General features: G+C 52.2%; 6 protein-coding genes. 4 read left to right on the forward strand and 2 right to left on the reverse strand.

The features are described 5' to 3' along the window. Nucleotides 1-37: 37 nt before the first annotated feature. The 4 genes from CA13_RS17700 (at nt 38) to CA13_RS17715 (ending at nt 5,492) form a co-directional block, all read left to right on the forward strand. Nucleotides 38-994 carry a ThuA domain-containing protein gene (locus CA13_RS17700; RefSeq protein ID WP_146398829.1) on the forward strand — a complete coding sequence of 319 codons (957 nt, stop codon included), beginning with the start codon at nt 38-40 and terminating at the stop codon, nt 992-994. An 86-nt stretch (nt 995-1,080) separates the two neighbouring features. Then, nucleotides 1,081-2,952 carry a sulfatase family protein gene (locus tag CA13_RS17705; protein ID WP_146398831.1) on the forward strand — a complete coding sequence of 624 codons (1,872 nt, stop codon included), beginning with the start codon at nt 1,081-1,083 and terminating at the stop codon, nt 2,950-2,952. Nucleotides 2,953-3,083: 131 nt separating this feature from the next. Next, nucleotides 3,084-4,445, forward strand: a complete 1,362-nt coding sequence (locus CA13_RS17710) for a hypothetical protein (protein WP_146398833.1) — start codon at nt 3,084-3,086, stop codon at nt 4,443-4,445. A 51-nt stretch (nt 4,446-4,496) separates the two neighbouring features. After that, nucleotides 4,497-5,492: an alpha/beta hydrolase gene (locus CA13_RS17715; RefSeq protein WP_419194509.1), complete on the forward strand. Its 996-nt coding sequence runs from the start codon at nt 4,497-4,499 to the stop codon at nt 5,490-5,492. A gap of 93 nt (nt 5,493-5,585) precedes the next feature. Here the strand turns inward: CA13_RS17715 and CA13_RS17720 are convergent, their stop codons facing one another. After that, nucleotides 5,586-5,990: a ribonuclease E inhibitor RraB gene (locus tag CA13_RS17720; RefSeq protein WP_146398835.1), complete on the reverse strand. Its 405-nt coding sequence runs from the start codon at nt 5,988-5,990 to the stop codon at nt 5,586-5,588. A 140-nt stretch (nt 5,991-6,130) separates the two neighbouring features. Then, a complete protein-coding gene (locus CA13_RS17725; RefSeq protein WP_146398837.1) occupies nt 6,131-6,316 on the reverse strand; it encodes a hypothetical protein in 186 nt (61 codons plus the stop codon). Nucleotides 6,317-6,349 lie beyond the last annotated feature (33 nt).

Genomic DNA, 6,349 nt, shown 5'->3' on the forward strand with positions numbered 1-6,349 from the left:
GCTTACGTTTGCACTTTTGTTGATAGGAACCTTTTAGATGATTCAAAATCGTGTTGCGTTTCGAATCGGTCTTTCGGTCGTTGTCCTGGCGATGATTGCCCCGGTGTCGGCCCCAGCGTCGGCTGCCGAATTAAAGCCCAACGAGGCGAAAAAGAAAATCGTTTTCGTTCATGGCAAGGCGAGCCACGGCTACGGCGGTCATGCGTACGGTGCAGCCTTCCGCATGCTTGCCCGGGCTCTGAATGAAAATGTTCCTTCCGTGACTGCGGAGGTTATCCAGAACGATGGGGATCTTTCGATTTTGGAAACGGCCGATGCGATCGTTCTCGGCAGCGATGGCGGGCGACTGGTAAAAACTCTTGGTGATCAGCTCGAACCATTGATGAAACAAGGTGTCGGATTGGCGTGCGTTCATTACACCGTGGACCCAACGGATCCCAAAGCGGTGGAACGGTTGGTCTCGTGGATCGGCGGCGCGTACGAACACCACTGGTCAGTCAATCCTCACTGGGAAGCCAACTTTAAGACATTCCCCGAACACCCTGTTGCTCGGGGGCTGAAACCATTTAAGGCCGACGACGAGTGGTATTATCACATGCGTTTCCCCCCTGAAATGAAGGGAGTTACGCCGATCCTTTCCGCTGTACCGCCCGAAAAAACCCGTCAACGTCCCGACGGTCCCCATAGCGGAAATCCGCACGTCCGCGCCCGCAAGGGAATGGCCGAAGTAGTCGGATGGGTCTATAAACGACCGGACGGAGGCCGCGGATTCGGATTTACGGGGATGCATGCGCACTGGAATTGGGCGCAGGACATGTACCGCAAATCGGTGCTCAATGCATTGGTATGGATCGCTGGCGCCGAGGTGCCTGACGGAGGTGTACCGTCCAAAACACCAACACTTGAAGAACTCGAATCGGAGCTTGGCATGCCGCGGCCGGAGAACTTCAATGCGAAGGCGGTACGAGAAAAAATCAAATCGATGAACCTATAGAAACTAGCCATCCAATTCATGGGGACGCAAGAGAAGATCCCCACAAGTCAGTCAACGCATTACGATACTGCAAAAAAGAAACCAACATGCATATAAAAACCCATCTGCTAGCGATTGCGGCACTCAACATCCTTCTTGCTAGTGTCTGTAATGCAGCTGACAAACCGAACATTTTGTGGCTTTTCCAAGAAGACACATCGCCTTGGATCGGCTGCTATGGCGACCCGATCAATGAAGATTGGACGCCGAACATCGACGCGATGGCCAACCGTGGTGTACGTTTCTCTCGCGCCTTTGTGCCGTTTCCAGTTTGCTCTGCCTGTCGTTCTTCGATCGCGGTGGGGGCCAATGCGATTCGCTTTGGCGCCCACGAACACAGATCACGCCGAGGTCCACAGAAGACTTACTTGCCGGAAGGACTAAAGACCATTGCTGAACTAATGCGTGAAGCAAACTACTTCACCTTCAACGTTGGCAAGACCGACTACAACTTTGCAGAAGCGGGCGACGGCATCTACTCACCCATTTCAAAAGCGAACGTAAAAACACCGTGGCGTGATTGTCCCGACGGGCAAGCGTTCTTTGGCCAAATCCAACTGAAAGGTGGGAAGTCCAATACGACAAAATTCCCGCAAGCGAAAAAGACAGACCCAGCCGCCGTGACCGTGCCTGCGGATTATCCTCAGAATGAGCTTTACCGCGAAGTGGTTGCACAGCACTATGACACCATCCGTTCAGAGGACGAAGTCATCGGCGGGATTCTTGAACGCCTCAAAGCAGACGGAATGCTTCAATCGACGATCGTTGTCTACTTCTCAGACCATGGTGCCAATAACCTTGTGCGTCACAAGCAGATGCCTACCGAAGGTGGCTTGCATGTGCCGTTCATCATTCAAGGACCAGAGCCCTGGGTGCCTCAACGTGGTATCGTTCGTGATGATCTTGTCAACATGATTGACCTAACCGCCACATCATTAGCTTGGGCCGGCATCGATCTGCCATCATGGTTAGAAGGTCGTGATCTGTTTGCGAATGACTTCCAATCTCGCACCTTTGTGGCTGGCGCCAAAGATCGACTCGACCACACCATCGACCGTGTTCGGACGATTCGCACCGATCGCTATCGATACACACGCAACTACTTTCTAGATCGAGTTTTTCTTCAGCCACAATACCGTGATAGTAAACCGTATCTCAAATCGTTGCGCGCGGCTTACGCCGATGGCACTCTTGCTCCGAAGTTAGCTGAAATCTACTTCGGCGAGCGACCCGCAGAAGAACTATACGATGTGATCGAGGACCCCGCGCAAGTCAATAACTTAGTGAACGACCCTAGCCTTGCAGATGTACTCAAAGAGCACCGTGGCATCCTCGATAAGTGGCTTGCCCTTGGTGACCTGGGCGCGGGTAACGAACCCGATGAAGAACTACGAAGGAATGGTGAAAATACGAAATGGGGCATCGGTGTCAACGCAGAATATGAACGCATTCGGTCAGACAGCGATGGCGATGGTCTTTCCGACACATGGGAAGAACAGAACGATCGAGACCCTCAAGACGGCAAGCTGTTGTTTGCTTTTGATTGCGGCGGTTGGCAAACCGAGGGCTGGAAATCCAACGGGGACGTGACAAATATTGCCGGCGATCAGGGGTTTCTGAATTTCGAGCTGCTGGCGAGTAAAGCATCACTGCTACGCCATGGATTGAATCTAGACACGGCAAAGAACCAAGGTGCAATGCAGATCCGTATGCGATGCAAAGATGACACTTCCCTTTTCGTTTCAGCAAACGGCAAAAGTTTGGGCTCAATCGACGTCACTGCAAGTGACTCGTTTACCGAGTATCGGCTTCCCTTGGCAGGAGACACATGGAAGGGAGTGATCAACAATTTGAAAATTGATCTGGTGGGAAAGAAAGGGACGACGGTAACCATCGATTGGATTCGTACTGTGGAATAGGGTTCCCCTAATGATGGGCAACCGTAGTTTGTCGCTAGAATTTTGTAGTCTCCCACCACAATTTTTTAAATGAGTGACGCGAAGTGCAGACCTGTTTTCGTCGATAAAATACCAAGCCGGTGATCCAGTCCATGTCAAAATTCCTGTTGATCATTGCTGTTGTTCTCGTCGCTTTTGCAACGATCGTGTCGGCACAGCAACCCTATGAAGTCTTCCCACCGGCCGAGCCTCCTTACTATCGGGTGCGTTATGAAGCTTCCACACAGCCGAGTGAACTGACCTATCCGGTCAACTACACCGTCTGGATTCCAAGCAATGTAAAAACGTTGCGTGGGGTCATCGTTCACCAACATGGCTGTGGTGTGGGCTCGTGCAAATCGGGTCTGACAGGCGCTTATGATCTGCATTGGCAGGCATTAGCCAAGAAGCACGATTGCGCGCTGTTAGCGCCGTCCTATGAGCAACCGGATCAGGCAGATTGCCAGATGTGGTGTGATCCGCGAAATGGCTCTAGCGCAGCGTTTCAAAATTGCCTAGTTGATCTTGGCGTGAAGTCGAAGCATCCTGAATTAGCCACCGTGCCTTGGGCATTGTGGGGACACAGTGGCGGAGGTCACTGGGCCGGCGGAATGGTGATGCTGCATCCACAGCGGGTCGCTGCGGCGTGGCTTCGCTCGGGCGTACCTCTGTTTGAAACGAATCCCGATCGCCCCTCGATCAAGCCTCATACATTGCCCGACGCTGCACTTAATGTTCCGATGATGTGTAATCTGGGTACGAAGGAAGGCGTTTCCGTCAAAACGGGTCGGTTCACAAATGTCTGGCCCGCGAACGAAGCTTTCTTTCGAGAAGTTCGCGTCAAAGGTGGACTCATTGGCGTAGCGGTTGATCCGTTAACCGCACATGAATGTGGTAATCAACGCTACCTCGCGATTCCTTGGTTGGATGCCTGCCTATCGGTTCGATTGCCTAGCCAAGATGGCGATTCTTTAAATACAATTCCAAGAGAAAACGGATGGCTCGCACCACTGAATATTGGTGCTGTCAAAGTGGTCGCACCGGTTCCTGCACCAGAGTACAAGGCAACCATCACAGAAAAGGCCATCATCGCAGAATCCGTATGGCTGCCGAGCGAGACAATCGCCACTGCTTGGGCTCAGTATGTCACCGACACCGCCGTGTCGGATCACACGCCGCCGCCATCGCCCACGAACATTTGCGTACATGAAAATGAGCTGACATGGGAAGCCGAGGCTGATCTCGAAAGTGGGCTCGCCCGTTTCATCATCCAACGTGACGGGAAGTTTCTTGCCAATGTTCCCAAGCAGGGTAGGAACCCCTTCGGTCGTCCTATTTTTCAAAACCTCCAATACAGTGACACACCCACGCAGCCACTCGTCGAGATGCGATTCACCGACAAAAACCAAATAGCGGGCAAAGAACATCAATATCGAGTGATCGCTGTGAACACAGTCGGGATCGAATCTAAATAAAGCTATTTGTATTTCTCACTACCTTGAATCTAACAAGATAGGAAACTCCGCATGAACGTGCTCAATCCCAATCCAATGCTAAAGTACTTTCTGATCGGCTTGATTGCGTCCCTGATTTTCGGTGCAAGGATAATGGCCGACGAACCAAAGCAACCTCAACGAGCAAAGAAGAAAGCGACAGCAGCCCCCGCTGTTCCGACGCCTACTTTTGCCGAGGTGCGTTATGGTGAACATGAACGGCACGTCCTCGATTTCTGGAAAGCCGAATCGACAAATCCAACGCCACTTGTCTTCGTCATTCACGGCGGTGGTTGGCAGGGTGGGACAAAGGAGCTAGTCAGTCGGTTTGTTAATGTCGAGCAACTCTTGGAAGAGGGTATCTCCGTTGTGGCAATCAATTACCGCCTGATCAAACACGCCAATGAAGCAAAGGTGGATCCACCGGTGAAGGTTCCGCTACATGACGCCGCGCGAGCGCTGCAATTCGTTCGAAGTCAGGCTGCACAGTGGAATATCGACAAGGATCGCATCGGTGCCGCTGGTGGTTCCGCTGGCGCGTGCTCGAGCTTGTGGTTGGCTTTTCACGATGATTTGGCCGACCCGAAAAGCGATGATCCGGTTGCCCATGAATCGACTCGCCTTTGGTGTGCGGCAGTGACCGGTGCTCAAACAACTCTCGATCCCCAACAGATGAAAGATTGGACACCCAACAGTAAATACGGTGCGCATGCATTTGGTTTGCAAGGTTTTCCAAAATTCCTTGCCGAGCGTGAAACCATCTTGCCATGGATCGAGGAGTATTCGCCTTACGCTTTGGTCACCCCCGATGATCCCCCGGTCTATCTGATCTATTCGGCTCCACCCGCATTAGGCAAAGACCAACGAGATCCGACACACACGTCCAACTTTGGCGTGAAGTTGCAGGAATACTGCACTGCCACAGGTGTCACCTGCAAACTCGTTTATCCCGGTGCACCTAACGTGAAGCACCGAGCGCCCTCGGATTACCTGATCGAGAAACTCAAGGAACGCGGTGAATCGAACTAGCGGAGGCAGATATCAACCAGTTGGTTTCTGCGTACTCGCAAAACCCTCCTGTCCAGTCCACACCTGTATGGGCATGGTTATTTATGGGCATGGTTATTTGATTTCTTGTTCGGGGTCGTGCTCGGGGTCAGCATCGAGCATCACTCCCCAACCGTCTGACTTACCGCCGAATGGATCGGCGATGTTATTGAGAACCTCTTGGATGCGCATAATCTCGTCATAGTCGGGAACCATCCGAATATTCGCAAAAACATCCCAACAGGGGCCAAACTCTTCGTCATCGGGATCGATTTCGCCCTCCTCGTTCGGTTCTCCTTCGTCATGCTCGATATGCGTATCGTATCCAGCCACAAAGAGCGCTTTGGCGATTGCATTTGCCGCCTCTTGATCCGGCGCTACAACTGGAAACTCGAAATCGAGGGGTTGCGACATGTCAACGCCTCGGCCTGCGAGATCAGTCAGTACATTGCCGTCAGCGTCATCTGGGTAAATTGTCATGTGTTGCTCCTGAAGATCAATTGCCGTGCCATTTTCTTGTCTGATGCTATCGCAAACAAATTGCGAACTATTCGGGTTCACGGATGGCCCCTCATCGATCGGGATTGAACTTTGCCGTCTTCGCGGCTCCGCTCCCGTTTTCAAGAAGCAATAACTTCCACCATCTCGACTTGTCGCCGATTGTAGCCCTCCGAGCGTGACCGCTGCAAGGTTCCAGCAACTGGAAAGACGCTACGGGGCATCGCTCCCCAAAAGCCAAACTGCAACACTCGATAATGGGCAAGTGAATCACACTTACCCAAGCGAGAGTCACACTCGATCATCATCAATCAAATTCCATTCCGTTTGTGCATTAACAG

The organism is Novipirellula herctigrandis, from assembly GCA_007859835.1.
Lineage (GTDB): Bacteria > Planctomycetota > Planctomycetia > Pirellulales > Pirellulaceae > Novipirellula_A > Novipirellula_A herctigrandis.

Coding starts and splice junctions, on each gene's coding strand:
- CA13_RS17725 (WP_146398837.1), bottom strand. CDS start 6,316: ATGATGATCGAGTGTGACTCTCGCTTGGGTAAGTGTGATTCACTTGCC.
- CA13_RS17705 (WP_146398831.1), top strand. CDS start 1,081: ATGCATATAAAAACCCATCTGCTAGCGATTGCGGCACTCAACATCCTT.
- CA13_RS17710 (WP_146398833.1), top strand. CDS start 3,084: ATGTCAAAATTCCTGTTGATCATTGCTGTTGTTCTCGTCGCTTTTGCA.
- CA13_RS17715 (WP_419194509.1), top strand. CDS start 4,497: ATGAACGTGCTCAATCCCAATCCAATGCTAAAGTACTTTCTGATCGGC.
- CA13_RS17720 (WP_146398835.1), bottom strand. CDS start 5,990: ATGACAATTTACCCAGATGACGCTGACGGCAATGTACTGACTGATCTC.
- CA13_RS17700 (WP_146398829.1), top strand. CDS start 38: ATGATTCAAAATCGTGTTGCGTTTCGAATCGGTCTTTCGGTCGTTGTC.